Source organism: Pseudomonas sp. PDM16, from assembly GCF_014851865.1.
Lineage (GTDB): Bacteria > Pseudomonadota > Gammaproteobacteria > Pseudomonadales > Pseudomonadaceae > Aquipseudomonas.
Window position 1 is genome coordinate 887,176 of the sequence record NZ_JACVAM010000002.1, and the last position, 22,771, is coordinate 909,946.

Sequence of the window (22,771 nt, forward strand, 5' to 3'; positions counted from 1 at the left end):
TCTCAGCGCGCCTTGCGGGCGATGCCCTGGCCGCTCAGGTGTTCGCGGCCGTGGGCGCCGGCGAAGCTCTGCTGCGGGCCCAGCGGCACGACACCGGTCGGGTTGATGGTGCGGTGGCTGGCGTAGTAGTGGTGCTTGATGTGCTGGAAGTCCACGGTCTGCGCCACGCCCGGCAGCTGGTACAGCTCGCGCAGCCAGCCGCTCAGGTTGGGATAGTCCGCCAGGCGCCGCAGATTGCACTTGAAGTGGCCGTGATAGACCGCGTCGAAGCGGATCAGCGTGGTGAACAGGCGGATATCGGCCTCGGTCAGGTGTTCGCCGGCCAGGTAGCGTCGCTTACCCAGTAGTTGCTCCAGGTGCTCCAGCTCATCGAACAGCGTGCCGAAGGCCTCTTCATAGGCTTGCTGGGTAGTGGCGAAGCCGGCGCGGTACACGCCGTTGTTCACCGCCGGGTAGATACGTGCGTTGAGTGCGTCGATCTCGCCGCGCAGCGCTTCTGGATAGAGGTCCAGATCGTTGCCGGTGATGCCGTCGAAGGCCGAGTTGAACATGCGGATGATCTCCGCCGACTCGTTGCTGACGATGCGCTGTTGCTGCTTGTCCCACAGCAGAGGCACGGTGACCCGGCCGGTATAGCGCGGATCATCGAGGGTGTAGCGCTGGTGCAGGAAGTGCAGGCCGTCCAGGGCATCGCCGCTAGAGCCGGTCTCGGCATCGAAGGTCCAGCCCTGCTCGCGCATCAGCCAGCTGACCACCGAGACGTCGATCAGCCCGTCCAGGCCCTTGAGCTGGCGGTAGATCAGCGTGCGGTGGGCCCAGGGGCAGGCCAGGGAAACGTAGAGATGGTAGCGGCCGGCTTCGGCGCGGAAGCCGCCTTCGCCACTCGGGCCGGGCGCGCCGTCGGCGGTGATCCAGTTGCGGCGCTGGGCGTTCTCACGCTGGAAGCGGCCGTCCTTGCTGGTGTCGTACCACTGGTCGTGCCAGCGGCCTTCGATGAGCTGTCCCATGGCGGGCTCCCTTTGCAGATAACTGTTGGAGCCCAGTCTATGGATTTGTGTTCGATGAAAAAGCGCAAAATCAGGGTTGCAACTATCGATCAGATCGATTGGTGGCGCGCATCCCAGCGTTGGCGGGCCTCGGCGAAGGCTGTCTCGCGGTCCAGGCCTAGCCCACGCAGCGCCAGGGCCATGCTGCTGAGCACCGCCAGCTCGCCGTAACTGTCGCTAAGCTCGCCGCGCCAGAAGGCCAGCAGCTGCTGCGGCTCCAGGCTATCCGGCTTGACGTGGCGTTGGGCGGAGAGGGCGGGCCACTCTTCGTCCCAGTTCTCGCCGTTCTCGGTGCCGTACAGGTGGCAGGTGCCGTCCGGGTTGACCTCGATCTCGCCGCCTTCGCCCTTGACCACGATGGCGTGGTCGCCGAGCAGTTGGCTGGCCTCGCGGTGCACCGCCTGGTAGCCGGGGTGGAAGATGCTCTGCAGGCCGACCCGTGCACCCAGCGGGTTGAGTATGCGCGCCAGCGAGTGGATCGGCGAGCGCAGGCCCAGGGTGTTGCGCAGGTCTATCATCCGCTGCAGCTGCGGCGCCCAGGCGCCCAGCGGGGTGAAGGCCAGGTTGTGGCGATCCAGCGCTGCGCCGACTTCGTTCCAGTTGGAGCACAGTGGAATCTCCAGCGTCTGCAGCAACTGCTCGCTGTACAGGCGCCCGGCGGTATGAGCTCCGCCGCCGTGGATCAGGATGCGCAGGCCGCTGCTGGCCAGCGCCTTGATCGCCAGCAGGAACCAGGGCAGGTGACGCTTCTTGCCGGCGTAGGTCGGCCAGTCGATGTCCACGGCGATCTGCGGTGCATCCAGGCGTGCGCGGATGGCCTCGGTGAAGCCGGCCAGCTCCTCGGAGCTTTCTTCCTTGTGCCGTAGCAGCATGAGGAAGGCGCCCAGCTGGGTGTCTTCGACCTTGCCGTCGAGCATCATGCCCATGGCCTCACGAGCCTCCTCGCGAGTCATGCTGCGCGCGCCGCGCTTGCCCTTGCCGAGGATGCGCACGAACTGGGCGAAGGGGTGTTCCGGCGGGGCGACGAGGTTCATAGGCAATTCGTAGGTTTGGGCAGGCCGGCAAGCTTGGCGGCGAGTTTGGCGGGGGTGCCCTTGAACAGGCGGTTGAGGTGCAGGCTGTTGCCCTTGTCCGGGCCCAGCTTGAGGGCCACGTACTTGATCAACGGACGGGTAGCCGGCGACAGCTGGAATTCGGCGTAGAAGGCGCGCAGCAGCTCGAGGATTTCCCAGTGCTCGGAGGACAGCTGCAGCTCTTCGCGAGCGGCCAGGGCTTCGGCGGTGGCCTGCGACCAGTCACTGAGCTCGACGAGGAAGCCGTCCTTGTCCAGGGCAATCTCGCGCCCCTCGATCGACAGCGTGCTCATAGCCAGCTGTTGACCTTGGCGTAGCGGCCGCAGAGCTTGACGAAGGCTGGATAGTCGATGGCCTGGGCGCGGGCCGGTACGTTAAGCGCGCGGGCTTGCAGGTCCTCGTCGAGGGCGTACAAGGCGATGCCGGCGGGCATCAGCTCCAGGGCCTGCAACTGGGCGGTGCCAGGCTGCAGGGCGTAGACCGCGTCGCCGCTCAGCAGCACGCCGTCGTCGGGGCCGAGCAGGCGCAGGCAGCTGGCCAGGCGGCTGTCACTGAAGGGCGAGTGAGAGAGCAGATGCAGCGTGGCCATCAGATAGTTACCACCTGGTCGAAACGGTCGAGCAGCTGGGTGAGGGCGGCATCGTCGAGCTTCTCGGCAGGCAGGGCCAGCTGGGAATCGCCCAAGCCGCGCTCGACCAGGCTACGGGCGGAGACGAACAGCTCCTCCACGCCAAACAGCGGCAGGGCCTGCAGGTTGGCGGTCAGGTCCTTCTGTTGCAGCGCGCTGGCCTGCTGGCCGGGGACCAGCTGGAACACGCCATCGTCGAGAAACAGCAGGCCCAGCGGCAGATCGAAGGCGCCGCCGGCCAGGGCAATATCCAGCGCTTCGCGGGCGCCGGGGCCGGCCCAGGGTGCCTGGCGACTGATGATAAGCATCGACTTCATGACTGGCCTCCGAAACAGACCAGGCGGTCCGCCATCTGCGCTGCTTCATGCAGCTGGCCGAGGCCGGACAGTTCCCAGGGTTTATCCAGGTTGGCGGCCGGTTTGCCGTAGCGCTGCGCTTCTTCGCTATTGAGCACGCCACGGCGCAGAGCGGCGGCGATACAGACCACGGCATCGAGACTGTGTTGCTGGACGAAACCGTGCCATTCACCGGCCAGGTCGAGCTCGTCCTGCGGGCTCACTGTGTTGCTGGAGGCGCTGTGCACGCCGTCCTGATAGAAGAACAGGCGAACGATCTCGTGGCCGCCATCCAGCGCTGCCTGGGCAAAGCGCAGGGCGCGGCGCGAGGAAGGGGCGTGGGCGGGGGCGAACAGGGCGATGGCGAACTTCATGGCGGGTCTGCGGCCGTTGCAATGCTGCCATGATAAACGCCGAGGCATGAAAAAGCCCGCCGAAGCGGGCTCGTTCAACGGTGCGACGAATCAGTCGTCGCTGCCCATGATGCCGAAGATCTGCAGCAGGCTGATGAACAGGTTGTAGATCGATACGTACAGGCTGATGGTGGCCATCACGTAGTTGCGTTCGCCGCCATGGATGATGGCGCTGGTCTGGAACAGGATGCAGGCCGACGAGAACAGCACGAAGCCGGCGCTGATAGCCAGTTGCAGGCCGCTGATCTGGAAGAAGAAGCCCGCGATCATGGCGCCCAGCAGGACGAAGAAGCCGGCAGTGATGAAACCACCGAGGAAGCTCATGTCCTTGCGGGTGGTCAGCACGTAGGCGGACAGGCCGAAGAACACCAGGGCGGTCATGCCCAGAGCGCTGGCAATCAGCTCGCCGCCGTTGGCCATACCCAGGTACATGTTGAGGATCGGGCCCAGTACGTAGCCCATGAAGCCGGTCAGGGCGAAGATGGTGAGCAGGCCCCAGCCGCTGTTACGCAGTTTGGCGGTGAGGAAGAACAGGCCGTAGAAGCCGACCAGGGTAACGATGAAGCCGGGGTGCGGCAGATTCAGTTGGGCGCTGAAGAAGGCGCAGAGCGCGCTGAACACCAGGGTCATGGCCAGCAGGCCATAAGTGTTGCGCAGAACCTTGCTGGTTTCCAGCTGGTCCGCCTGCGCGTGGGCGAGTGCGTAGTCTTGTTCGTGCATGGCTTCCCTCCTAGGGGCGTGAACGGTCCGCGACGGATAGCCCGGATCATAACAGCTCCATCGAGTCTGCCCATTACGAGAGTTTGACAGTGTGTTGCGTTCGGGTAGTATGGCGGCCCGCGAATGCGGAGGTGTGGCCGAGTGGTTTAAGGCAACGGTCTTGAAAACCGTCGATGGGCAACTATCCGTGAGTTCGAATCTCACCGCCTCCGCCATCTTTTAAAGCCCTGATTAGTCGGGGCTTTATTCTTTCAGGTGGCGATCTTTTTTAGTTGATGTTCTGTCAGCGCAAGTGCTGGCGTTCCGAAATGATCCGGAACGAGTCTCGATACTTTGCCGGCTTCCTCTGCCTCCCCAAGGCAGGTTGCGCAGATGAAGTGGCTGCAAGTGTGGCTACGGATTGAAAGGATCAACTCGCCCCTGGTTTCTTGCGCCACAACCAAGCATTGATCGCGAATCGTGAGTCCATGAAGTCATTTGAAGGGCATGAGACTCGCTCGACCGAGTGAGGTGCCCATGAGGGGAAGACAACCAAGGAATTGTGCCGGGGTTCAATGTCGATGAAGTCGTTGGCGGTGTCGGTGCCTCCCAAAGCGTAGAGGCGCAGTGCGCCCCCTGAAAATGCTTTCGGAGAGCGGTGCAGATATAAAACGGCGCTGATCAGGCGCTGACGTTCAGAAGTCGCATCTTTTGTCTGTCCGGTAAAGGTATCGATGTGACGGGAGTAGAAGGCTCCATCACCATGAGCAACCAGTTCCAGTTCTACGCCATCAGGTTCGAATGTACTCACCCCTAATGCGCTTATGAAGCTCTTGGCTAGCGGGTGGATCTTGTCCTGAAGTTTCTGCCTGATCGGGGTGTTGAAATACAGCTTTTGCGACACTCGAAGGCTTGGGTCGTATCCGTCACGAATACCGGCCGCCTGAAACTCCTCCTTGTGCCTTGCGGCGTGCTCCAGTAGCTCATCGACCAAATCATCAGCCAGGAAATCGTTGATGATCTGGTAAGGCGGAAGTAGCCGCTTGCCTTGTTCCATCGTATTCCTCTCACCACATGCGCTTTCAGTTGGCAGCCTCTGCCGCGGAGGCATTTTACGTAGCGGCAGGATACTATCCCGGTCGGAGGTGGCCGTGGCTACATGCCTCGTCGCGCAACGTTGTCGTTTCCGGTCGTCGTTGCTTCAAGGTGGCTGGCTGAGCCTCGGCCGCTCTTACGGTGATAGGTCAGTACTCGGCACAATGGCTTCAGACGGATTTAGCAATGGATGATATGTACAAGCTGTCCGTTCCAGACGGGCAGATCAATAGCATGGGCGCGTTTGGCGTCGACCTGCCTTGGCCCGTTCCGGCATTTACCTGCACTCAGGAGCATGTACCGCAACTGGACCCCGATTTCCGTTTCGTTCCCGATGTATGCCGCGCTGTCCTTCTGGGCTTTGCCCACAATCGTCGGGTTTATCTCCATGGTCCGCATGGCAGCGGCAAGTCCTCTCATATCGAGCAAGTGGCAGCGCGCCTCAACTGGCCCTGCATGCGAATCAATCTGGATGGGCATATCAGCCGCGGGGATCTCATCGGCCGCGATATGGTAGTGCTACGCGACGGCAAGCAAGTAACCGAGTTTGTTCCCGGCCTTCTGGTCTGGGCTATGGAGAGGCCGATTGCCCTGGTGCTTGACGAGTATGATGCGGGCCGCCCCGAGGTCATGTTCGTCATCCAGCGTCTTCTTGAGGCCGATGGCCGTTTGACTCTGCTCGATCAGAACCGTGTCATCACTCCTCATCCGGCATTTCGCCTATTCGCCACTGCCAATACTGCAGGTCTTGGGGATGTGTCGGGCATTTATGCCGGTATTCAGGTGCTGAACCAGGCCCAGTTGGACAGGTGGAGTGTGGTCGCTGAACTGGGCTATCTGCCGAGAGAGCAGGAGGGGGCGATCATCCATGCTCGGGTCCCTCAGCTCGATGCCGAAGAGCTTCGCGGTATGCTTGATCTCGCCGAGCTGTGCCGTCGTGCGCACCATCAGGGTGATCTTACGTCCTTGTTATCGCTGCGAACCTTGCAGACGTGGGGAGAGAACTATCGACTGCTCGGCGACATGGGCCACGCCTTCCGTCTGAGCTTCTTCAATCGCTGCGATAGCCTTGAGAAGGCTCTGGTTGCGGAAATCTACCAGCGTTGTTTCTCCGTGGAATTGATGCCAAGTGGCTGAGGCCAGTGTTGGCGTATCCAGCGCCTGGCAGCGGACCTACGCGCACGAGTCTGCAAAGCAACAGGCTACCTCCCCGCAAGAGCGGCCGCTGGTCGACGCGCAGGCGGCATGGATGCGCTGGCATCATTTGCCGACGTTGGAGAGCTTTGCTGCGAGCGAGCGTCCTTGGTTCGTTCTGTTTGAGCGTGCAAGGGTGGAAACGCTGGCTGGAAGGCATCTTGCTGGCATGCGGATGAATCTGTCCGAACTGGACATGCTGGCGCCGGTAGCAGCGCTGCCTGCTCACCTATATCGGTGTGCTCGACGGTCGCTGGCGGGAGAGTCGCTCACCGATATCGAAATCCGCCTGCCGATTAGTGTCCCATCCAGGCCCCGCTGGTTGCAGAGGCTGCGTGGCCCTGCGCCTGAGCAACTGGTGCAAATGATGCTGTTGCCATCGTTGCACAACTGCCGCCCATATCTGCAGGACGCGCGGCTGTTTGCCGAGCAGTTGCGCCCGTTGATTCGGTTGCTGTCGACATTCGCGGCGAAGGCGGATTCGCTTCAGGTGCAGTCGCAGGACGAGCAATCAGCCTGCGAGGTGCTGATCGAGCAGGGAGCGTCGCGTGTGGTTGAGGGGGGGAGTAGCGAGCAGCCTTATCGGGTGTTCTCGCGTGAGTGGGACGAATGTCTCGATGCGCGCCAGTTGCATTCCGATACTCGTCAGTCATCGCAGGGTCAGGTTTCGTCCAGGCAGCAGGCCGAGGTCCGCCGTCTGGCGCGGCGTCTGCAGCAGCGCTTGAGGGTTTTGCAGGTGCAGCGCTGGAGGGATGAGCAGGAGCAAGGTGTTCTGGAGCGTCGGCGTCTGCACTCCATGGTGACTGCAGGTAACCATCTGGTTTTTCGGCAGGCGTCTGAGCAGGTGATCCCACAGGCTTGCGTCACCCTGCTGTTGGATCAATCAGGCTCGATGCGTGGCTTGCCTTGGGAGTTGACTCTTCAGTCCGTTGATCTGGCGGTGGAAGCGCTTGAGGCGAGTGGCGTCCGCACTGAGGTACTGGGCTTCGGTACTCGGTTCGGAATGGACAACCCCTTGCTCAAGTGTTGGCAGGATGCAGGTTGTCCAGCCTCGCCGGGGCGTCTCAATGCCTTGCGCCACACCTTGTACAAGTCGGCTAGCGTGCCCTGGCGGCGCTGCCGTCAGCTGCTTATACGGGCACCTCTGGTCGAGGAGGGGGATAACATCGATGGCGAGGCGCTGGAGTGGGCGGCGTCAAGGCTGGCGAAGCAACCCGAGCCAAGGAAGATTCTGATCGTCTTTTCGGATGGCATACCGTTCGATGAGGCCACGGCCAGCGCCAACGGCCGTGGCTATCTCGAAGATCATTTGCACCACACCATCGCACGGATTGCCGCGGGTGCTATCCACTTGGTGGCCATAGGCAGCGGCCAGGGGATCACGCGTTACTATCGTCATGCTCTGGTGTTGAAAAGGGTTGATCAGGTCAGTGCTGTGCTGTTCGAGCATTTGGCTGATCTTCTGACGCGTCCCGCGAATAGACACCTCAATATTGAGGGCAAGAGTTCTATGCCCCGTACCCCAGATTGGGGGCGGTGAGGTCGCTAGCTGCTTTTGTTGGCTGTTACATCGGCGATAGCGGCCTGATACTTACCGGGCGGTGCTCCCTCCGCTAGAGGGTGGCGGAACAACAAGATGGATACGAGTTTGACGCGCTGGATTGGTCCGTGGGAGCAACCGAGGGGCAGGTTCGTCATTGCCTGCCGCAGGTTGAAAGGCTAGCGGAGTACCTGCCAAGCCAGTAGTTTTGCGCATCCAGCCGTAGGTGAGGGCGACTCCTATCACCTGGAGTGCTGAATTGGCCATTCGCCGCAAACCCAAGATAGCGCTGGGCGCAAGAGAACATCATGAGTGCAATCGCCGGCATTATTCGCCTCGACCGACAACCTGTGGACCGTGCCGCTCTGGATCGAATGCAGGCCGTTCTCGAACCTTACGGGCCGGATGCGCAGCATCAGTGGCGGCACGAGGGGGTGGGTTTGATGCGTACGCTGCTACGGATCACGCCGGAGGACAGTTTCGACCAGCAGCCATTGGTTACCACTGATGCTGCATGTGTGTTGGTGTTCGACGGGCGGCTGGATAATCGTGAGGAGTTGGCCGAGGAGCTTGGCCTACCCCATGCTGCCAGTGCACACCTGGCGGACAGTGAGCTGGTCGGGCTTGCGTGCCAGCGCTGGGATACGCAGGCCGTCGACCATATCTACGGCGCCTACGCGCTGACCGTCTGGCAGCCGTTGCGCCAGCGTCTTTGGCTGGCTCGCGATCCCTTGGGGCAGCGTCCCCTGTTCTGGCATCGCCAAGACCGATTCTTTGCTTTTGCCAGCCTGCCTAAAGCGCTGTTCTGTGTGCCGGGTGTGCCCAGGGAGTTGTGCGAAGCGCGCATGCTCGACTATTTGGCGTTACTACCGCAGAAAGGCCCTGAGTCCTATTTCAAGGATGTGTTCCGGGTGGAGCCCGGGCAGTTGCTGATCCTCGAGGGCGGGCAGGTGAGCGGCAGGCGCTACCATCACTTCGATGCGCTGTGCGAGTTGAAACTGCCCCACGACAGTGATTATCTGGAAGCCTTTCAGGGGCATCTGCAACGTGCCATTGCCAACTGCGTGCGCTCCTCCGGGCCGATCGCTGCACAGTTGAGCTCCGGTTTCGACAGCTCGACCGTAACAGCGCTGGCAGCACGCCAACTGAGCCAGTGCGATCAACGCCTCAATGCCTTCACGTCTGCTCCGCGAGAGGGCTTTGACGGGCCCGTACCCAAGGGGCGGCATGGGGATGAGAGTGCAGGAGCCAAGGCGTTGGCGGCACGCTTTCCGAACATCGACCATGAGGTGGTGCGCAGCGGAGCGGGAGACGCTTCTTTTGCGGACGAACAGCTGGCGGGTATCGAGGCTGCGGATTCCATCACCCAGGCTCCCGGTAACATAATCTGGTTGAACGCGATCTACCGTCGGGCGCAGGCGCATGGCTGCAAGGTCTTGCTTGCCGGGCAACTCGGCAACATGAGCATTTCCTATACGGGTGAAACCTATCTGGCGGCGCTGTTTCGGCGTGGCTGCTGGCGTAGTTGGTGGAGAGAGCTCTGCGCGTATCGGGTTACTCACCGCAGAAGCAGATTGGCACTGATTGGAAAATCGATCGTGCCTTCGCTGCCCAGGTCCTTGTGGCGTTGGCTGGCTAGCCGTCTCAATCGCTATGCGTCGCTGACGGATTACTCGGCGATTCGTGCCGATTGGCTCGGGCGGGATGAGTTGGCTGAACGCGTCCGAAGGAGTGGCTGGGACCTTAGTTATCAGCCCTGGCACGATGGCCGGAAGATGCGTATTGCCGTGATAGAGCGGGTAGACCTCGGCGAGTACTTCTTGAACGCGAACCTGTATGGGCTCGAGTTGCGTGATCCGACTTGCGACCTGCGCCTGATGGAGTTTTGTCTGTCCGTCCCGGACAGCCAATACCTGCGTAATGGGGAAACACGCTGGCTATTGCGTCGGATGATGGCCGATATCTTGCCCGCGGAGATTACCGCCGTCACCAGCAAGGGCTACCAGGGCGCGGATTGGTACGAGGGTATCGCTCGGGAGCTGCCGCGGTTGCGGGAGGAGCTACAGCAGCTGGCGAAGCATCCTCGCGTGGCGCAGATGCTCGATGTGGAGGGGCTGCGTGAGCTGCTGGACAACTGGCCTGAAAGTGGCTGGGAAAAGGCCAGCGTCATCAACAGCCATCGGTTGAAGCTACTGCGCGGCATGGCCGCCGCGCAGTACATCCGCTATGTCGAAGGCAGCAACCGCTGAGGTGTAGGGCCCATGCACTCAGGAAAAGATTCCAGCGTCCGAGACGCCAGCGGCCCCTGCTTCCGTAGCATCGGTGCTCAGAGACTCGACACGAGGGGGCTCATAGGGTTTCTTGGTGTTCGTCATGCTCTTGTCATCGTCGACAATGAGGCAATCGGTTTTGGTAGTGGTTTTCTGCTGTTCCATGATGAGCCCCCTTGGGGTGAGATTGAGTGCAAAGCCAACTGCCGAGCTTACAGGCAGGAGCGCTGATAGATGCTCCCAACATGTTCGAGTGCGTCGCTGAATAGAGCTCCTGGAGATGATCGCTGGCGAAGCACTAGCGTTTCATTTGCTCCGGGATTTGCGAATGCCATGTACGCCGGGCTTGATCTACAGGCTGAAAACAGTCGGGCAGGACATTGTTCTTGAAATGCACCCGCAAAGCCACAGTCACCAACTGGGGCTTGTACGGGGTATAGATGCTGCGCATTTAAGTGGCAGTGGCAGAAAAAGCACTCAGGAGAACGTGGCTCCGTCGTAGATACCTGCGGGGCCAGATTCCGTGTCATCAGTATTCAGCACCTCGACACTGGGGGCGACATAGGCCTTTTTGGCACTCGAGATACCCATATTGCTGGCGGCATTGATGCAGTCGGTTTCGATAGCGGCTTTCTGATGATTCATGGGGTAGTGCCTCTCATGATGACGTGGAATGCAAGCGCCCTCGTTTTACGCGAAATCGCAGGGCAGGGGAATTTATAGCGATGTCGTCCTGCTCGGTAAGCGGCCGCTGCCAAGTTCAGTGTGGTACTGCAGTCGGGGGGCAGGTCAGGAGAAGTCGATGCCACCACTATCAGGCGCAACTCCTGGACCATTGCGTGTGGCCTCTATGTCCAGTAGCTCCAGGCTTGGCGCGACATAAGGCTGCTTGCCAGTAGTAAGTCCTGCACTAGTGGTGCCGTCGGCACTTGATGCGGCAGTGTCTTTTTGCTGTGTCATGGCTACCTCGACATGGGAGATCGTCGTATACCCGTTTTACGCGAAATCGCCTAGCAGGGAAATTCCCATTCGGTGTTCACGGGCAGGTATTTGCAGGAGGGTGAAGAGTGGAAATCGGGATGCATTCAGGATTGGAGAGCTGGTAGTCTCGCGACTCAATTACGGGGCTGGTTTGCCCGCACAGGTTGCATGCCGCATTGCGGTCGCAGTGCTCGTGTCAATCCAGCGGTATCAAGTGCTCGGCCCGCAAGTGAAGATGTTCCGAGTGCTTCTCCTTTCGCATGTAGTCTCGATATGGCAGTTTCGCAACAGTATTGGACTTATCAGCTCCTGATCGACAGCGAGCTCGCTCTCCCTGAGCTCCTGGGGGCGCAGTGTACCGATAGACCCGATGTCGTGATTCGCATGGGGGATGTCGGAAACGGTGCAGATGGCGGCCGTCGGCAAATTGGCCCTTATACCTGGTGTACCAGTGACGAGCTGTGGCTGGGCGTACCGAAAGTTGGCCGTTTTCTGATTCGGCAAGGTAGCAGCATCGTCATTCAGGTCGAGCCTGGAGCGGATGAGGACAGCGTCCGCCTATTCCTGCTGGGCTCGGCTATTGGTGCATTGCTGGCGCAGCGTGGATTGCTGGTCCTGCATGGCAATGCCATTCGTATCGGTGATCAGTGTCTGGTGTGCGTCGGCGCATCGGGAGTCGGTAAGTCCACCCTGGCAGGTGGGTTTCTGAAGCGAGGCTATTCAATCCTCGCCGACGATGTGGTGCCGATCGATGCTGCGGGCCGGGCGCTGCCTGGTTTTCCCAGGATCAAGCTATGGCGCGATTCGGCTGATCGACTGGGCGTGGATACCGACAGTCTTCATCGATTACGCCCGGGGGTGTGCAAGTTCAATTATCCCCTGGGATCGCAGTTCGAACCTCAGCCGGTGCCTGTTCGCTGGATTTACCAGTTGGACAAGGGACCGGTGGGGCGACCGCAGTTTCATCCTACTTTGGGCATGCAACGTTTCATGCCGCTGCTGCACAATACCTATCGACGTCACTTCGTTGAGGGGATGGGCAGGGGCGCTGATCATCTCAAGCGTTGCGGCGATCTGGCCGGTGACGCTCACGTGGTGCAAGCCCTGCGACCTAACGCGGGTTTTGACCTGGATGGTTTGATCGAGGCGATGCTTGTCGATATGCAAGAGCGGGGCTGAAGCATGGCAGGCTTCTACTGGCTAGCCTCTTACCCCAAATCGGGAAATACATGGTTCCGTGTATTTCTGAGTAATTTGAATAGCGACTCGTCCGATCCGTACTCGATCAACCAACTCACCGAGGGCCGCATCGCCAGTCAGCGGGAGTTGCTGGACGACGTACTGGGGTTCGACACCGCCGACCTGCCTGCTGATGAGATTGATGAATTGCGCCCCGCCGTTTACCGCTGGCTTGCAATCAATGGAGCTGACACATACTACAAAATTCATGATGCCTGCGTGATCGATGGCCTGAACGATCCGGCCTACCTGTCGGGCACCCTCTATATCATCAGAAACCCGCTCGATGTGGCTCCTTCATATGCCCATCACCTGGGCTGCAGCCTGGACGATGCGATTCGGCAAATGGGCGATCCTGACAAGGCATTCTGTAGTGGTTCTCGTGGCCTCAGTCGTCAGGTTCGGCAAAAGCTGTTGTCGTGGTCGGGGCATGTGCTCAGCTGGCTCGATGCAACAGGCGCCCCGATGCACGTAATTCGCTACGAGGACATGCATGACACTCCCCTGGAGACCTTTGCCGGTGCCGCCAGGTTCTTGGGGTTGCCTTGCGACGCGGCGAGCATCAAGAGAGCGATCTCCTTAAGCTCCTTTCATGAATTGTCCGCCCAGGAGGCCAGCAGCGGATTCAGGGAGCGCCAGGCACCAAACGGGCAGTTCTTTCGGCGTGGCGAGTGCGGGGGCTGGCGTGACACGTTGAGCGTCGAACAGGTCCGCCGTATCGTTACGGATCACCAAGACGTAATGGCTCGCTTCGGCTATCTGCAGGATGCGCTGGATTGGTTATCAGCCCAGCCCCAGGATGGCGCCTTGCGCTAGAGGAATATCATGAGTGCCATCGCCGGTATCATTCGACTTGACCGACAGCCCGTGGATCGCGCCGCTCTGGATCGGATGCAGGCCGTTTTTGCGCCTTATGGGCCGGATGCGCAGCATCAATGGCGGCAGGATGGAACGGGGTTGTTGCACACCCTGCTGCGAACGACGCCGGAAGCCAGTTTCGACCGACAGCCATTGGTAGGCACGGATGCCTCATGTGTATTGGTGTTCGACGGTCGACTGGATAATCGTGAGGAGCTGGCCGAGGAGCTTGGCCTCTCCCATGCCGACAGCGCGCCCCTGGCTGACAGCGATCTGGCCTTCCTGGCATGCCAGCGTTGGGACACCGAGGCGGTCGAGCACATGTATGGTGCCTATGCGCTCGCCTTCTGGCAGCCGTTGCGGCAGCGTCTATGGTTGGCTCGCGATCCGCTAGGACAGCGTCCGCTGTTTTGGCACCGCCAGGAGCGCTTTTTCGCGTTTGCCAGCCTGCCCAAGGGGCTGTTCTGCGTGCCGGGTGTTCCCCGGGAATTGTGCGAAATACGTATGCTCGACCGTCTGGCACTGTTGCCGTTGAAAGGCCCGGAATCCTCATTCAAGGATGTGTATCGGGTGGAGCCAGGGCAATTGGTAGTCCTTGAGAGTGGAAAGGTGAGTAGCCGTCGCTATCACTCCTTCGATAGGCAACGCGAACTTAAATTGCCTCATGACAGCGATTACCTGAAAACCTTCCAAACGCTTCTGCAGCGTGCCGTTGCCAACTGCCTGCGCTCATCTGGTCCGATCGCCTCGCAGCTGAGCTCCGGTTTCGACAGCTCTACCGTAACGGCGCTTGCCGCGCAGCAGTTGGCCGAGAGCAACCAGCGTCTTCATGCGTTCACGGCGGTACCTCGTGAAGGTTTTGACGGCCCCGTACCCAGGGGGCAGCACGGTGATGAAAGTATTGGCGCCTCGGCCGTGGCTGCACGTTTTCCCAACATCGACCATGAGCTGATTCGCGGTGGCGATGCCCTTGCGGCGGAGGCGCTGCTGTCAGTTATAGAGGCCACGGATACTCTGCTCCTGTCGCCCTGCAATATGGCGTGGGTAAGCGCCATTCATCGACGGGTGCAGGCACTGGGATGCAAGGTTTTGCTTACCGGCCAGCTCGGGAACATGAGTATTTCCTACAGCGGTGAAACCTATCTGGCGTCACTGCTTCGGCGCGGTAGCTGGCGCGTTTGGTGGCGGGAGCTTCGCGCCTATGGAGCTGCTCACCGCAAGAGCACGCTGCGGCTGATCGGTAAGTCGATCTTGCCTTCGTTGCCTCGCCCCGTGTGGCGTTGGCTGGGGCGCCGCATCGACCGCTCCGGGCCGTTGACCGATTACTCACCGATCAACCCTGAATGGATGCGTCAGATGGCGCTGACGGAGCGGGCGCGCGACACGGGCTGGGATATCAGCTATCGGCCTTGGCATGATGGTCGGCAGATGCGCATTGCCGTGATAGAGCGGCGAGACCCAGGCGAGTTTTGGATGGCCGTTGATCTGTATGGGTTCGAGGTGCGAGACCCGACCAGTGATTTGCGTCTTGTGGAGTTTTGCCTGTCCGTGCCGGATCACCAGTACCTGCGCAATGGCGAAACACGCTGGCTGCTGCGCCGGATGATGGCCAATATTCTGCCGCCGGAGATTCTGAACAGTTTCAGCAAAGGCTACCAGTCAGCGGACTGGTACGAAGGTATCGCTCGGGAATTACCTCGGTTACGTGAGGAGCTGCGGCAGTTGGCAGAACACCCCGATGTGGCACGGGTGCTCGATGTGGAGGGTATGCAGCGGCTGCTGGACAGCTGGCCGAAAGATGGCTGGGACAAGCCTGGTGTTATCAAAAGTTATCGGCTGAAATTCATGCGCGGCATGGCAGCCGCGCACTACATCCGTTATGTCGAGGGCAACAATCGTTAAAGGGCAGTGCCCGAGTGCTCAAGAACCAGTTGTCGGACCATTGCCGTCGTTGCCAGTAGATGCGTTAATTCGCGTGGCCTGAGCATCCAGCGCTTCGATATGAGGAGGGGTATAGGACTTCTTGGTGGCTGCGCTGCTGGTGACACTGAGGCAATCGGCTTCGGTTGCTGTTTTCTGCTGTTCCATAACGCGTCTCTCCAGATGAAGCTGAATGGAAAGTGCCAGTATTGCGCAAAATCATATGGCAAGAAAATAGCAAGGTCGTTTCCGACCTGCTCAAACGCCTCTCATGTATCCATCGCCGGTATGAAAAGCCTGGATGCAGCGCGGCTTGGGCTGGTAGGCTCGCCAGGCCCTTCAGTATTCCAGATGTGATTTCCATGGTCGAAGTTACCCCGCACAGCCTGATTGCCCGCAACCCTGATCTCGTCGCAGCCGACATGAATGGTGACATCGTGATGATGAGCATCGAGCGTGGGGCGTACTTTGGTATCAGCGGCGTCGGTACCCGCATATGGGAGCTGCTCGAGCAGCCAGCGAGCGTCGAGGCGTTGGTGCGGGCCATCCATGCCGAGTATGAGGTCGATGAGCCGACCTGCCAGCGCGATATGCTGGTTTTCGTTCGGGAGTTGGTCAAACACGGTGTTGTGAGCCTGGCTGGGTAGCCTGCGCAGGCTCCTATCTTCCTTCATATGCCTTGGGCCATCGCCCTACGGGTTCCGTGATCTTTTGAGTCGTTAGGGTATGCACGTGGTGCAACGTGGTTTTTCATGGCTGCGGAGGCGTTCACGCTTCGAGTTGTTCTGGGCTCTGCCAGTATGGAGTGTGCTGGGCCTCGCCCGTCTGCTGCTTGGGGTCATCCCCTTCGCGAAGGTGGCTCCATGGCTCGGTCGCGCGGTCGAGCTGAACAGCGTTGCCGCGCCGCTCGACCCGAGGCAGCGGAACCGGGCGCGGATGATTGGCCGGACGGTGCAGTCCGTTGCCCGTTACACCCCCTGGTTATCCACCTGTTTCACCCAGGTGGTTGCCGCGCGTTGCCTGCTGAAGCTGTATGGCGTGCCCTATGCGATTTTCTTTGGTCTGGAGCGGGGCTCGGATGGTCTTCAGGCCCACGCCTGGACAGTGGCAGGAGACATCAGCGTGACGGGGGGCATAGGTTTTGACCGTTTCGTGGTGGTGGGCTGCTTCATCGGCGAGCCTCGTCCGTCCGCCCCTCAAGAGTGACGCCCATCGCAAGCACTGCTAGGGCTTGCGGCATGAAGGCATGAAGGCATGAAGGCATGAAGGCATGATCAAGCCGAGGCTTCATCTTGTCTGGCATGGCGCTTCAATCCCAGTATCAGGCCGACCGGGAGCCACAGAATGACCCAGTAGGCACTGGGGCGATGGAACACGGCATAGATATCCGAAACCATGGCAACCAGCGCGAAAACCAGCAGAGACAGTGCAACTCTTGCCCTGGTGTCTCCACGCGCTTTCCAGGATTTCATCAGCAGGGTCGCGAGCAACGAGAGAAACAACGCGAAGCCCACGACACCGTACTCGTACCAGAGCTGGAGGTAGAGGCTGTGGGCGTGCAGCACCTTGTCACCCCACGGATAGCGATAGACCAGGTCCTGTCCGGGGCCATCGCCGAGCAACCAGAACTCCGGTAGTCGATCCAGCCAGTTGAGCCAGATCAGGTCGCGTCGGCTGGTGCCGATGCGCCATTCATTCTGTATCTCCGGCCAGAAGTACACGGCCATGACCGCCAGCGCGAGTAAGCCGACCAACAGGAGTTGTCGCGCACGAGCCTTGGGCGACAGCAGGAGCAGTGTCAGTCCTCCCGCCGCGACCGAAAACCATGCGCCTCGGGAGAATGTCAGCAGCAGGTAGGCGAGCAAACCGACGAGGCCGATCAGGGCGAGTACCAGTGCTGTGCCCTGGAGTTCTTCTTCCACCACTGCATGCAGCAGCAGGAGCGAGAAGAGTCCGTAGTAGAGGCCGGCAATGATCGGGTGGTCCAGATCGGCGAAGCCATTCCAGCCCAGTTCGAACAGGCGTCCACTGTTTCTGATCGCGTCATAACTCAGGGGCTTGTCGAGGATCAGGAACTGGTGGATCAGCGTCAGCCAGGCGAAGCAGGCGGCTATCGTTGCGGTGGTCAGCAGTACGCGTTCGATTCGCTTGAGCTGGACCAGATGGGCTATGGCGAAGATGTAGAGCAGGATGAACAGCGCTATCTTCAGCCAGTAGCCGATTGAGTGTGCGGCATCCGTGCGCAAGGCACCGCTGAGCGCGACGAAGCCTAGCAGTACCAGCAGTATGATCGAGCTGGGCTGGCGCCATAGGGGGAGCGCCAGCCGTTCGCTCAGTAGCAGAAAGAGGGCCGGCGCGAAGAGCAGCCAATGAATCTGCGTGGCGTATTGGCTCCCATCGTTGTTGAAGAGCAGGCCGCTGATCTGCACGATCAGTCCCACCATAAGCAACGTTGGGCACGCACTGGAAAGCTTTGCCCGGTAGTGGTGGGGGATCATGTGCGGCTCTTCGTCATGTGGGGTCGAATGACATTCGTGTCGGTTCCATCCCGCCATCGGTGAGAGGGCCGGGTTCCCAAAAAATGATTGCTATGTTTCGCTGCGTGCGCCAGCCAGGCGGGCGAGCGAGAGCTTGAGCTTCTGGTGTATCAGCAGGGTCAGGTAGATGCCGTTGGTTCTCACGTATCGCCAGAGCAGCCGGCGAGGTTCGAGGATCAGCCTGAAGAACCATTCCATGCCGATCACCTGTACCCATCGCGGCGCGCGTGGCAGTTTGCCGGAGAGCACGTCGAACGAGCCTCCGACGCCCATGCCGATTTTCACTCCAAGCGTTGGCCAGTGCTTTTGTAGCAGCACCTCCTTCCTGGGGGAACTCATGCCGACGAACAGGATATCTGCACCGCTGGCGCGAATCGCCTCGGCGACATTGGCCTCTTCCTCGGCCTTGAAGTAACCATCACGAATGCCGGCAATGCGCAGCGCTGGGTAGCGCTCGCGTAGATATTGTGCCGTCAGTTCCACCACCTCGCGGCGTGCGCCGAGCAGATAGACCGATGCGCCGGTTTTCTCCGCCAGCGCGCACAGGTCTCCCAGCAGGTCTATGCCTGCCCGGCGGGGTGGGGCGGAGATGCCCAGGAGCCGGAGGCCCAGAGCGATGCCCGCCCCGTCGACATGGACACGCTCCGCCTCTTCCAGGGCGCTCATCAGCTGGGTATCCCCGCGTGCATCCACCAGCTTGGCCACGTTCAGGCCTTCCAGTCTGAGACGATACTCTCCGGCCAGCGCGCGGCTCGCATCGTCGAGCAAGTCCTGCAGGGACATCAGATCGAGAGGACAGCCGAAGAGGTTGATTCGCTTGCGGTTCGGGTGCGCGCTCATAGGGACTCCCTGAGTACGGGGTGAGATGTTCTGGAAAGGCTGCGCAAGGCTCCACCGCATAGCAGCCAGAAGGCTCCGCTTCCGGATACCGTCAATATGTGTTCGGAGCTGACGAAGGTAGTGGCCAGGCCGCACGAAAGCCAGAAGGCGGCCAGGGCGATGGGCTCCTGGTGCACGCGATAGCCACGCCATAGCAATAGCGAGAGGTTGGCGTAGAACCATAGGAATAGCAGGGCAGCCGGTAGCCCCAACTGGAAGGCGATGCTGAAGATAGCGCCCTCGCCACCACCAATGGCAGCGTAGCTTTGCTGGCCCGCGACCCCTCCCTGAGCACCGAGGCCGGCGCCGACGACAAGTACACTCGGCAGGTCCGTGAAGTTCTTTTTCAAGGCATCCCAGTGCCCGATCGTCGAGCCGTCGAGGAAGTTGACGCTGGCGTGAATGATGCCGTACGACGCGATGCCAATGGCAACGAAGGCTGCAGCTACCATGATCAGGCGTGCGAGTCTGCTACGAAACAGTGAAGTGCCCGTGGCCAGGTAACCGATCAGTGCGAGGCTCGCTGCCAGCATTGCTCCCCGAGTCCCCGACATCCAGATGCCGATGAACATCAGCGATGTCAGTGCGATGCCCTGCCAGCGGGCACGCCGCTCCAGCGACGCGAGTGTCGCGATAGACACCATAGCCAGGAACATGCCCAGCGCCAGCGAGGAGGCCAGAAGTCCCGCGGCGCGCCTCTCGCGCTCCACGCCACCGTAGAAGTTCCAGGGCAATCCGTTTTCCGGGTTGGCGCCCAGCAGCATGCCTTTGATGTTCAGCATGTAGCTCGGATAGTTGATCGTCTCTACCCAGAACCAGGTATTGCTCTGCTCCCAGGCGCCGAAAACGATACTGGCGATGGCCAGGGCGGCCATCAGCGCTATGCATCGACGCAGTTGCTCCGGTCCGCGGATGCAGTAGTAGCCCACCAGGAAGAGCAGTATCGGTATCAACAGCGTGCCGAACGAGCCGATACGAATACCGAGGGCGATTTCGCTGCGACCGAGCAGCAGGTAGATCAGGGTAATACCGCCGTAGGCGATCATGGGAATCAGCAGCGCTTTCGGTAGGCGCACCGTGAGCAGGCAGAGCCCCGCGACGATGATTATCATCAGGTCACGCAACGGGCGCAGCATGCCTGCTTCCGGCCAGGCGCCACCGTCATATAACCAGGCGGTGACGAGATCGCCCAGGTGAATCCACAACACGATGGCCGCGAGTACGAGGAATCTCATCTTGGTGATTTCTCGCGGCTGCCACGATGCTGCCGCCAACGTTGCAGCTCTCCGACCAGACCAGGTCCCAGCAGTGCCAGGGCTACTCTCTTGGCTTGTACCTTTATTCTGTCCTTCCAGCCCCAGCCGACCCTCTCTATCCAGCGGTCGATGGTGTTTACACTCATTGCATCGGCTGGTGCCATGGGCGATCCAGCCAGTCTTTCCGGACGTCTGGCTTCGAGCCACAGCGTACCGTCGAGGGAGGGCAGCGTGTGAGGGCCGCAATAGAGCACTTCCAGACCTGCCGCCTCGGCGAGCCGCCGCAAGTTGTCTGCCGAGAAGTAGCTCAGATGAGCCGGGTGTACGAACAGGCGCGTCCGCCAGTCGGCCATGAGGTCGGGCACCTCGATCCACAGCTGGCCTCCTGTTCGCAACGCACTCGCGGCCTGTTCCAGAAAGCCGCGGGGATCTATCAGATGCTCCAGCACATGGAAGGCCACGATCCCATCCAGGCTGTTGTCGGGCAGATTGGCGAGCGCGTCGACGAAGTCCACCTTGGCTTGGTCCAGCAAGGTTCCCCGGTGGGAGAGGTCTGGCTCGCTGGCACTCAGCTGCAGGTCCTCGCGCAGTGCTGCTGCCTGGCCGAGAAATGCACCGAAGCCCGATCCCATTTCGAACAGGTGGCCGTTGCGGGGCAATCTAGGAGCGATCAGCGACAGGCGCTGGCGGGCAACCTCGACATCTCCACGCCAGGCGAAGAAGCGGGAGATGCTATTCCAGGGGACTTCGGCTGGAAATAGACGCCGATAGGGGCCGGCGTAGAACCTCGCGAGGCCTGCCTCGGTGAAGCCAGGGGCCAGATAGACTGCGGCGCAGTATCCGCAGCGGCGCAGTTGTTGCCCCGACCCCGCGTAGACTTCCGGCCAGAAGTGCCTTTGCGCCTCGGTGGCGCCGCACAGGCGACATTGTCCTATGTCAGGCGCCAGTCCCCAGTCCTCGATCCGTTCAGACATAGATGTTCCTGTACCAGAGGGCCACCGACAACGCGAGCCACAAGGTGCTGTGTTGCTTGCCTCTGGCGAGGCCTGCGCGAAGCCCATCCAGATCTATGTAGTCCTTCAGTCCGGGCGGCAGGTCCTCCAGGAGTTCGCGCCACGGCAGGTTCGCCACGAGAAACTGTTCTGCATGGCCGAAGCCAGTGTTCTTGGGGGTTTCGATGAGGGACCTTGGCAGCACGCCCTCGAAGGCGTCTCTGAGCAACGCCTTGGAGCGTCCTTCTCCGACTCGCGTCAGTGCTGGTGTGGAAAAGGCCCTCTCGACGAGTCGGTGATCCATGAATGGGCTGCGCAGCTCGATTCCGGCACTCATGCTGTTGCGGTCGGCTATACGCAGTGCCATTGGCAGCAGATTGTCCAGCTCATCCTGGCGCAATCTGTCTTCGAGGTTGCCCCGCATGCTGCCCTGCAACGCCTCGAGCCGGTGCGTCTGCGATGCCCAGAGCTCGTCATTTATCAGTCCGACGCTCGGACGGCGGCGTCTCAGCAAGGTTCCCAGCAGCGGCAGAGGCAGATCCCAGGCCAGGCGGTTGAGCAGGAGACCAGGCGAGAAGGTGCGATGCCTCAGCAGCCTGACCATCTGCCCCCACTCGCCTGACATGAAGGCATCCCGCGCTGCCAGGGTGTGATAGCGAGCAATGTATCCACCGAAGAGTTCGTCCGCGCCCTCTCCAGAAAGCACCACCTTATAGCCTTGGCTGCTGATGGCGCGATAGGTGCGGAAGCTGGCTAGAGCAGAAGGGGTGCTGAATGGCTCGCCCTGGACGCTCACCAAGCTCATCAGTTCGTCGGCGGAGGGAATGGGGTGGAAGCGCAGGATGTGGTGCAGGTCGCTGTGGCCGTTGCCGCGCATCAGCATCTCGGCGCGGGCAGACTCGTCGAATTCGGCCTGTTCGCCATCGCTGTAAGCGTAGGTAAACGCGCCTGATAGTTTTTGCCTGCGGGCCTGGGATGCACTCAGTGCGACCTGGGTGATGATGGAACTGTCGAGTCCTCCAGAAAGCAGGCTGGCAACCGGTACGTCTGCCTGTAGGCGCAGGCTCACGGCGCTCTCGACCAGCGTGCGCGCCTCTTCTACCGACAGTGCTGCTGCACTGCCGGGCTCGGGCCAGTGGTGGTAGGGGGCCGAGCTGAAGCGCCCGGCTCTACTCATGCGGCAGACCTGCCCAGGCGGGACTGCGTGAATGCCTTCGAAGAAGGTGGCATTGCCGCGTTCGGAGAAGCTGGTGATGAGGAAGTCGAAGATTCGTTCCGCATTCGGTGCCGGATAGCCTCCACGCATCAGGGCAATGGCGCCGATTTCGCTGGCCAGCGTCGTCTGCTGGCCGTTGTGGTGCAGGTACAGGGGCTTCACACCGAGCCGATCACGGCAGTACACCAGATCGCCAGTGGGGGCATCCCAGATCACCACGGCCCACATGCCGTTGCAGCGTGAGAAAACGCCTTCCCCCCAGACTCGCCAGCCTTGCAGCAGGACTTCCGTGTCGCCGTCGGTCACGAAGACGCACCCGAGGGCGCGAAGCTCCTCGCGTAGCTCGACGAAGTTGTAGATCGCACCGTTGAACACCAGGGTGCTGCCGCTGACGGGGCAGCGCATGGGCTGCTCAGCGGCGTTGCTGGTGTCGAGGATGGCGAGGCGGCGATGGCCCAGCAGGGTCGCCGGTGTCTGGTCAACCCAGAGCAGTCCCTCGGCGTCCGGGCCGCGCCGGGCCAGGCTGGCAAGTGCCTTGCGAGTTCGTTGTTCGAGGCTATCGGGGGCGCCGAGTGTGCGTACAGCAATCAATCCGCACAT

At 60.9% G+C, this 22,771-nt stretch carries 24 protein-coding genes and 1 tRNA gene; 9 read left to right on the forward strand and 16 right to left on the reverse strand.

The genetic code is table 11. From position 1 onward, the window contains the following. Nucleotides 1-2: 2 nt before the first annotated feature. From IB234_RS10635 to IB234_RS10665, 7 genes are all read right to left on the reverse strand, one after another. The gene (locus IB234_RS10635; protein WP_192317270.1) at nt 3-1,007 is read right to left on the reverse strand and encodes a glutathione S-transferase family protein; all 1,005 of its coding nucleotides are present in this window, start codon (nt 1,005-1,007) and stop codon (nt 3-5) included. An 89-nt stretch (nt 1,008-1,096) separates the two neighbouring features. Further along, a complete protein-coding gene (locus IB234_RS10640) occupies nt 1,097-2,080 on the reverse strand; it encodes a glycosyl transferase family protein (RefSeq protein WP_192317272.1) in 984 nt (327 codons plus the stop codon). Then, nucleotides 2,077-2,412, reverse strand: coding sequence for a TusE/DsrC/DsvC family sulfur relay protein (locus tag IB234_RS10645; RefSeq protein WP_192317274.1), 336 nt, complete (start codon nt 2,410-2,412; stop codon nt 2,077-2,079). The genes IB234_RS10640 and IB234_RS10645 overlap by 4 nt, the downstream gene beginning before the upstream one ends. After that, entirely contained in the window at nt 2,409-2,708 is a 300-nt protein-coding gene (gene tusB, locus IB234_RS10650) for a sulfurtransferase complex subunit TusB (protein WP_192317276.1), read from the reverse strand. The genes IB234_RS10645 and tusB overlap by 4 nt, the downstream gene beginning before the upstream one ends. Next, on the reverse strand, nt 2,708-3,064 hold the full coding sequence (gene tusC, locus IB234_RS10655; protein ID WP_192317278.1) for a sulfurtransferase complex subunit TusC: 357 nt from the start codon (nt 3,062-3,064) through the stop codon (nt 2,708-2,710). The genes tusB and tusC overlap by 1 nt, the downstream gene beginning before the upstream one ends. Next, entirely contained in the window at nt 3,061-3,456 is a 396-nt protein-coding gene (tusD, locus tag IB234_RS10660; RefSeq protein WP_192317280.1) for a sulfurtransferase complex subunit TusD, read from the reverse strand. Before tusD ends, tusC begins: the two co-directional genes overlap by 4 nt. 90 nt (nt 3,457-3,546) lie before the next feature. Then, a complete protein-coding gene (locus IB234_RS10665; protein WP_192317283.1) occupies nt 3,547-4,215 on the reverse strand; it encodes a Bax inhibitor-1/YccA family protein in 669 nt (222 codons plus the stop codon). A 127-nt stretch (nt 4,216-4,342) separates the two neighbouring features. Here IB234_RS10665 and IB234_RS10670 point away from each other — a divergent pair. Further along, nucleotides 4,343-4,430: transfer RNA gene (locus tag IB234_RS10670), tRNA-Ser, on the forward strand. A gap of 194 nt (nt 4,431-4,624) precedes the next feature. Here IB234_RS10670 and IB234_RS10675 read toward each other — a convergent pair. Next, nucleotides 4,625-5,251: a 2OG-Fe(II) oxygenase gene (locus tag IB234_RS10675; RefSeq protein ID WP_192317285.1), complete on the reverse strand. Its 627-nt coding sequence runs from the start codon at nt 5,249-5,251 to the stop codon at nt 4,625-4,627. 224 nt (nt 5,252-5,475) lie between these two features. Here IB234_RS10675 and IB234_RS10680 point away from each other — a divergent pair, with 224 nt between their 5' ends. The 3 genes from IB234_RS10680 to IB234_RS10690 all read left to right on the forward strand — a co-directional run bounded on the left by IB234_RS10680 (nt 5,476) and on the right by IB234_RS10690 (nt 10,272). Further along, a complete protein-coding gene (locus tag IB234_RS10680) occupies nt 5,476-6,426 on the forward strand; it encodes an AAA family ATPase (protein ID WP_225580468.1) in 951 nt (316 codons plus the stop codon). Beyond that, nucleotides 6,419-8,023 (forward strand): cobaltochelatase CobT-related protein, encoded by a 1,605-nt coding sequence (locus IB234_RS24230; protein ID WP_192317287.1) that lies wholly within the window; start codon nt 6,419-6,421, stop codon nt 8,021-8,023. Before IB234_RS10680 ends, IB234_RS24230 begins: the two co-directional genes overlap by 8 nt. A gap of 308 nt (nt 8,024-8,331) precedes the next feature. Further along, nucleotides 8,332-10,272 (forward strand): asparagine synthetase B family protein, encoded by a 1,941-nt coding sequence (locus tag IB234_RS10690; protein WP_192317289.1) that lies wholly within the window; start codon nt 8,332-8,334, stop codon nt 10,270-10,272. A gap of 18 nt (nt 10,273-10,290) precedes the next feature. Here the strand turns inward: IB234_RS10690 and IB234_RS10695 are convergent, their stop codons facing one another. Both IB234_RS10695 and IB234_RS10700 read right to left on the reverse strand, forming a co-directional pair. Beyond that, nucleotides 10,291-10,458, reverse strand: coding sequence for a hypothetical protein (locus IB234_RS10695; RefSeq protein WP_192317292.1), 168 nt, complete (start codon nt 10,456-10,458; stop codon nt 10,291-10,293). Between the two features lie 312 nt (nt 10,459-10,770). Further along, entirely contained in the window at nt 10,771-10,938 is a 168-nt protein-coding gene (locus IB234_RS10700) for a hypothetical protein (RefSeq protein ID WP_192317294.1), read from the reverse strand. Between the two features lie 609 nt (nt 10,939-11,547). Between IB234_RS10700 and IB234_RS10705 the strand changes: the two genes are divergently transcribed. The 3 genes from IB234_RS10705 to IB234_RS10715 are packed head-to-tail and all read left to right on the forward strand — an operon-like array spanning nt 11,548 to nt 15,273. Beyond that, nucleotides 11,548-12,453, forward strand: a complete 906-nt coding sequence (locus IB234_RS10705) for a hypothetical protein (protein WP_192317296.1) — start codon at nt 11,548-11,550, stop codon at nt 12,451-12,453. 3 nt (nt 12,454-12,456) lie between these two features. Continuing rightward, on the forward strand, nt 12,457-13,329 hold the full coding sequence (locus tag IB234_RS10710) for a sulfotransferase domain-containing protein (RefSeq protein WP_192317298.1): 873 nt from the start codon (nt 12,457-12,459) through the stop codon (nt 13,327-13,329). 9 nt (nt 13,330-13,338) lie between these two features. Continuing rightward, complete coding sequence (locus tag IB234_RS10715; protein ID WP_192317300.1) at nt 13,339-15,273, forward strand: asparagine synthetase B family protein; 1,935 nt, start codon at nt 13,339-13,341, stop codon at nt 15,271-15,273. 18 nt (nt 15,274-15,291) lie between these two features. Here IB234_RS10715 and IB234_RS10720 read toward each other — a convergent pair whose 3' ends face one another. Beyond that, a complete protein-coding gene (locus IB234_RS10720) occupies nt 15,292-15,459 on the reverse strand; it encodes a hypothetical protein (protein ID WP_192317302.1) in 168 nt (55 codons plus the stop codon). Nucleotides 15,460-15,653: 194 nt separating this feature from the next. On the opposite strand from IB234_RS10720, the gene IB234_RS10725 reads away from it, so the two are divergent. Together IB234_RS10725 and IB234_RS10730 are read left to right on the forward strand one after the other, a co-directional pair. Further along, the gene (locus IB234_RS10725) at nt 15,654-15,938 is read left to right on the forward strand and encodes a lasso peptide biosynthesis PqqD family chaperone (protein WP_192317304.1); all 285 of its coding nucleotides are present in this window, start codon (nt 15,654-15,656) and stop codon (nt 15,936-15,938) included. Nucleotides 15,939-16,017: 79 nt separating this feature from the next. Further along, nucleotides 16,018-16,497 (forward strand): lasso peptide biosynthesis B2 protein, encoded by a 480-nt coding sequence (locus tag IB234_RS10730; RefSeq protein ID WP_192317306.1) that lies wholly within the window; start codon nt 16,018-16,020, stop codon nt 16,495-16,497. 68 nt (nt 16,498-16,565) lie between these two features. On the opposite strand, the gene IB234_RS10735 is transcribed toward IB234_RS10730, so the two are convergent. The 5 genes from IB234_RS10735 to asnB form a co-directional block, all read right to left on the reverse strand. Beyond that, complete coding sequence (locus IB234_RS10735; RefSeq protein ID WP_192317308.1) at nt 16,566-17,789, reverse strand: O-antigen ligase family protein; 1,224 nt, start codon at nt 17,787-17,789, stop codon at nt 16,566-16,568. 90 nt (nt 17,790-17,879) lie between these two features. Next, nucleotides 17,880-18,668 carry a WecB/TagA/CpsF family glycosyltransferase gene (locus tag IB234_RS10740; RefSeq protein WP_192317310.1) on the reverse strand — a complete coding sequence of 263 codons (789 nt, stop codon included), beginning with the start codon at nt 18,666-18,668 and terminating at the stop codon, nt 17,880-17,882. After that, entirely contained in the window at nt 18,665-19,942 is a 1,278-nt protein-coding gene (locus tag IB234_RS10745) for an O-antigen ligase family protein (protein ID WP_192317312.1), read from the reverse strand. Before IB234_RS10745 ends, IB234_RS10740 begins: the two co-directional genes overlap by 4 nt. After that, entirely contained in the window at nt 19,939-20,937 is a 999-nt protein-coding gene (locus tag IB234_RS10750; protein WP_192317314.1) for a class I SAM-dependent methyltransferase, read from the reverse strand. The genes IB234_RS10745 and IB234_RS10750 overlap by 4 nt, the downstream gene beginning before the upstream one ends. Then, on the reverse strand, nt 20,930-22,771 hold the full coding sequence (gene asnB / locus IB234_RS10755; RefSeq protein ID WP_192317316.1) for an asparagine synthase (glutamine-hydrolyzing): 1,842 nt from the start codon (nt 22,769-22,771) through the stop codon (nt 20,930-20,932). Before asnB ends, IB234_RS10750 begins: the two co-directional genes overlap by 8 nt.

Excerpts from the sequence above, each read along its gene's own strand:
- IB234_RS10635 (WP_192317270.1), bottom strand. The coding sequence starts at position 1,007 with ATGGGACAGCTCATCGAAGGCCGCTGGCACGACCAGTGGTACGACACC.
- IB234_RS10640 (WP_192317272.1), bottom strand. The coding sequence starts at position 2,080 with ATGAACCTCGTCGCCCCGCCGGAACACCCCTTCGCCCAGTTCGTGCGC.
- IB234_RS10645 (WP_192317274.1), bottom strand. The coding sequence starts at position 2,412 with ATGAGCACGCTGTCGATCGAGGGGCGCGAGATTGCCCTGGACAAGGAC.
- tusB (WP_192317276.1), bottom strand. The coding sequence starts at position 2,708 with ATGGCCACGCTGCATCTGCTCTCTCACTCGCCCTTCAGTGACAGCCGC.
- tusC (WP_192317278.1), bottom strand. The coding sequence starts at position 3,064 with ATGAAGTCGATGCTTATCATCAGTCGCCAGGCACCCTGGGCCGGCCCC.
- tusD (WP_192317280.1), bottom strand. The coding sequence starts at position 3,456 with ATGAAGTTCGCCATCGCCCTGTTCGCCCCCGCCCACGCCCCTTCCTCG.
- IB234_RS10665 (WP_192317283.1), bottom strand. The coding sequence starts at position 4,215 with ATGCACGAACAAGACTACGCACTCGCCCACGCGCAGGCGGACCAGCTG.
- IB234_RS10675 (WP_192317285.1), bottom strand. The coding sequence starts at position 5,251 with ATGGAACAAGGCAAGCGGCTACTTCCGCCTTACCAGATCATCAACGAT.
- IB234_RS10680 (WP_225580468.1), top strand. The coding sequence starts at position 5,476 with ATGGATGATATGTACAAGCTGTCCGTTCCAGACGGGCAGATCAATAGC.
- IB234_RS10690 (WP_192317289.1), top strand. The coding sequence starts at position 8,332 with ATGAGTGCAATCGCCGGCATTATTCGCCTCGACCGACAACCTGTGGAC.
- IB234_RS10695 (WP_192317292.1), bottom strand. The coding sequence starts at position 10,458 with ATGGAACAGCAGAAAACCACTACCAAAACCGATTGCCTCATTGTCGAC.
- IB234_RS10700 (WP_192317294.1), bottom strand. The coding sequence starts at position 10,938 with ATGAATCATCAGAAAGCCGCTATCGAAACCGACTGCATCAATGCCGCC.
- IB234_RS10705 (WP_192317296.1), top strand. The coding sequence starts at position 11,548 with ATGGCAGTTTCGCAACAGTATTGGACTTATCAGCTCCTGATCGACAGC.
- IB234_RS10710 (WP_192317298.1), top strand. The coding sequence starts at position 12,457 with ATGGCAGGCTTCTACTGGCTAGCCTCTTACCCCAAATCGGGAAATACA.
- IB234_RS10715 (WP_192317300.1), top strand. The coding sequence starts at position 13,339 with ATGAGTGCCATCGCCGGTATCATTCGACTTGACCGACAGCCCGTGGAT.
- IB234_RS10720 (WP_192317302.1), bottom strand. The coding sequence starts at position 15,459 with ATGGAACAGCAGAAAACAGCAACCGAAGCCGATTGCCTCAGTGTCACC.
- IB234_RS10725 (WP_192317304.1), top strand. The coding sequence starts at position 15,654 with ATGGTCGAAGTTACCCCGCACAGCCTGATTGCCCGCAACCCTGATCTC.
- IB234_RS10730 (WP_192317306.1), top strand. The coding sequence starts at position 16,018 with ATGCACGTGGTGCAACGTGGTTTTTCATGGCTGCGGAGGCGTTCACGC.
- IB234_RS10735 (WP_192317308.1), bottom strand. The coding sequence starts at position 17,789 with ATGATCCCCCACCACTACCGGGCAAAGCTTTCCAGTGCGTGCCCAACG.
- IB234_RS10740 (WP_192317310.1), bottom strand. The coding sequence starts at position 18,668 with ATGAGCGCGCACCCGAACCGCAAGCGAATCAACCTCTTCGGCTGTCCT.
- IB234_RS10745 (WP_192317312.1), bottom strand. The coding sequence starts at position 19,942 with ATGAGATTCCTCGTACTCGCGGCCATCGTGTTGTGGATTCACCTGGGC.
- IB234_RS10750 (WP_192317314.1), bottom strand. The coding sequence starts at position 20,937 with ATGTCTGAACGGATCGAGGACTGGGGACTGGCGCCTGACATAGGACAA.
- asnB (WP_192317316.1), bottom strand. The coding sequence starts at position 22,771 with ATGTGCGGATTGATTGCTGTACGCACACTCGGCGCCCCCGATAGCCTC.